We start from the raw sequence: 3,508 nt of genomic DNA, 5'->3' as shown, positions 1-3,508 counted from the left end.
TACGATAAACAGGCAGATGGTAAAACTGATTATAGCAGTGTGACTTTAGGTAAAGGTAAGGATGCAGGACCAGTTGCACTTCATAATGTTGCCGAAGGTAATATTGCTAAGGATTCAAGGGACGCAATTACAGGTGGTCAGCTTTATTCCTTAGGGGACAATGTTGCAACTTATTTAGGTGGTGGCGCTGAATATAAGGAAGGTCAATGGAGTGCTCCAAGCTTTAAAGTTAAAACTGTCAAAGGTGATGGTAGTGATGTTGAAGATAAGGAATATAAAACTGTAGCGGAGGCATTGGCTGGAGTTGGTGCTTCCATCACCAATGTTCGCAAAGAGATTAACAATGAAATTACTAATGTTGTCAGTGATAGCCTTGCCAAGCAGGATGAAAAGACAAAAGTTATCAATATTGGTACAGAAGTAGAAGGCAGTGAAATCAATATCGCAAATAAAGACAAAGGGGATAGAATACTTTCCGGTGTGAAGGAAGCAACGAAGAATAATGAAGCAGTCAACAAAGAGCAACTTGATAAAAGTTTAGAGAAGCTTTCTAACAATCTTCAGTCTGATGAATCGGCTGTTGTTCACTATGATAAAAAAGATGGTGATAATGGCATCACTAATTATGCGAGTGTGACTTTGGGTAAAGGTAAGGGTTCTGCATCTGTTGGTTTGCATAATGTTGCCGAAGGTCAGATTAGTGAGAATTCGCATGATGCGGTTAATGGCGGTCAGATTTCTAAGGTTTCTCAGGATATTGCGGAATACTTAGGTGGAGGTACAAGCTTTAAAGATGGTACTTTCACGGGTCCAACCTATAAATTATCCAGTGTTGATGCAAAAGGCGAGGAAGTAGAAAAATCCTATAGTGATGTTGGTTTAGCCATTGAAAGCATTGATACGAATTTCAAGAATGTAAATAGCAACCTAACGAATAAGTTTAATGAACTTACTGAAAACATCACGAATATTACTCAGGAAGTTCAAGGCGATGCGCTGTTGTGGGATAAGGACGCAGAGGCATTTGTAGCGACGCATGGAGAGAAGGAAAGCAAGAGTAAGATTACATCACTTGCAGCTGGCTCTATAGTATCAGGCTCGAGTGATGCGATTACGGGTGGACAGATTTATGATCTGCAAAAACAGTTTGCTGGCTATTTTGGTGGAGGTGCTGGTTATAATGAGAAAGGCGAATGGCAAGATCCGGATTTCCAAATTCAGACTTTCAGCAATGATGGTACGAAAGGTGATAAGAAGAGCAGTAATAATGTTGCAGGTGCGTTTAATGACATTAATGACAGCATGAGCACTATCAACGCTCGTATTAAGGAAGTTTCAGAAGGAGTTGCACAAGATTCTTTATCATGGAGCAAGGCTGATGGTGCTTTTGTCGCCTTGCATGGAGAAAAAGATGGTGCAAAGACAAACAGCAAGATTAAGTTCCTTGCGGCAGGAGATATTACGAAAGAATCGACAGATGCAGTAAATGGCTCCCAACTTTATTCCTTAGGAAAAGATCTTGCATCGTACTTAAACGGTGATGCTAAGTATGAGAAAGATCAATGGTTGTTGCCTAGATTTAAAGTTACACACCTTAAAGAAGATGGCACATCAGAAGAAGCTGAGTACGATAGTGTTTCAGAAGCTCTTTCAGGTGTTGGTAATTCTTTCACGAATGTGGTTAAAGACTTTAATGACAAAGTCACGAATATTACTCAGGAAGTTCAAGGCGATGCGCTGTTGTGGAATAAGGACGCAGAGGCGTTTGTAGCGACGCATGGAGGAAAAGACGGTGAGAAGACCAACAGCAAGATAACGTCGCTTGCAAATGGTGACATTACTGCTAGCTCAAGCGATGCTGTAGCAGGAAATCAGCTATATGCTCTAGGTAACAGTGTTGCGCAGTCTTTAGGTGGTGATGCTAGTTATGCAGGTGGCGCTTGGACAGCTCCAAGTTTCAAAGTTAAGACCGTTAATGAGGATGGTACTAAAGTTGAAGAGAAGAAGTATGATAATGTATCGGAAGCATTTGCTGGTGTAGGAACATCTTTTGAGAATCTTCAAAAAGAGTTCACCCAAAACAACACGGAGGTTACTGAAAATATTAAGCAGAATGCGTTGTTGTGGAGTGATGAAGATAATGCGTTTGTAGCGACACATGGAGAGGGTGCTGGGAAAGGCAACAGTAAAATTAAGTTTCTTTCCAATGGAGAGGTTTCTGCAAGTTCAAGTGATGCGATCAATGGTTCTCAGCTTTTTGATACGAATAAGACTGTTGCATCTTATTTAGGTGGTGGCGCTGAATATAAGGAAGGTCAATGGAGTGCTCCAAGCTTTAAGGTTAAGATTGTCAAAGAAGATGGCAGTGCTGTTGAAGAGCAGAGCTATGATGATGTTGCCAAAGCATTTGCTGGTGTAGGGAATTCATTCACAAATATTCACAAAGAGCTTAAGAATGAGATTAACCAAGTTGTAGGAGATAGTCTTGTTAAGCAAGATGAAAAGACACATGTTATTAGTGTAGGGGGTGAAAAGAGTGGTACAGAAGTTAAGCTTTCGAATATTGATGGTGCTGCACGGATCCTTTCTGGTGTGAAATCAGGAACGCTTTCGGAAGCATCGAGTGATGCAGTGAATGGTTCACAGCTTTTTGCGACCAATCAAAATGTAAGCAGTGTGTCAAACAATCTTGAAACAACAGCTACGAATATAGCTAAATCTTTAGGTGGTGGCGCTGAATATAAGGAAGGTCAATGGAGAGCTCCAAGTTTCAAAGTTAAGACCGTTAATGAGGATGGTAGTGCTGTTGAAGAGCAGAGCTATGATGATGTTGCTAAAGCGTTTGCAGGTGTAGGGAATTCATTCACGAATATTCATAAAGAGCTTCAGAATGAGATTAATAGAGTTGTAGGAGATAGTCTTGTTAAGCAGGATGATGCTACGAAGGTAATCAAGATAGGTGGTGAAAAAGAGGGTAGTGCAATCACAATTGCAAATATGAATGGTGATGCACGTAGTCTCTCTGGCGTGAAAGCTGGCACACTTTCTGAAGGCTCGACAGAAGCAGTGAATGGTTCTCAGCTTTATTCCTTGAATCAGACGCTAGCGACTTATTTTGGTGGTGGCGCTCACTATGAAGATGGTCAATGGGTAGCACCTACTTTCAAAGTTACGACATTTAATGATGATGGTAGTCCAGAAGAGCATAGCTATCCCAATATTGCTGAAGCGTTTGCCGGTGTAAGCAATTCATTTACAAAGCTTCATAATGAGATTTCAGACAATATTGAGCAGAATGCGTTGTTGTGGAGTGATGAAGACAGTGCGTTTGTAGCGCTTCATGGGAAGGGAGATAAAAGAAGTAAGAGCAAACTGAAGTCAGTTTTAGATGGCGATATCTCTGAAGGTTCGACAGAGGCGATTACGGGCAATCAGCTTTATTCCTTGCATCAGACGCTAGCGATGTATTTAGGAGGAGGAGCTAGCTATGAAGGTGGCGAATGGAGGG

1 pseudogene is annotated in these 3,508 nt (G+C 41.3%); it reads left to right on the top strand.

From position 1 onward, the window contains the following. Positions 1-3,508 (top strand): annotated as a pseudogene (locus tag ACFILL_RS08815) (hypothetical protein); the annotation flags it as partial.

The sequence above is a fragment of the Bartonella sp. AP20NXHL genome, from assembly GCF_042196165.1.
GTDB lineage: Bacteria > Pseudomonadota > Alphaproteobacteria > Rhizobiales > Rhizobiaceae > Bartonella.
This window is presented reverse-complemented; position numbering and strand designations above follow the sequence as displayed.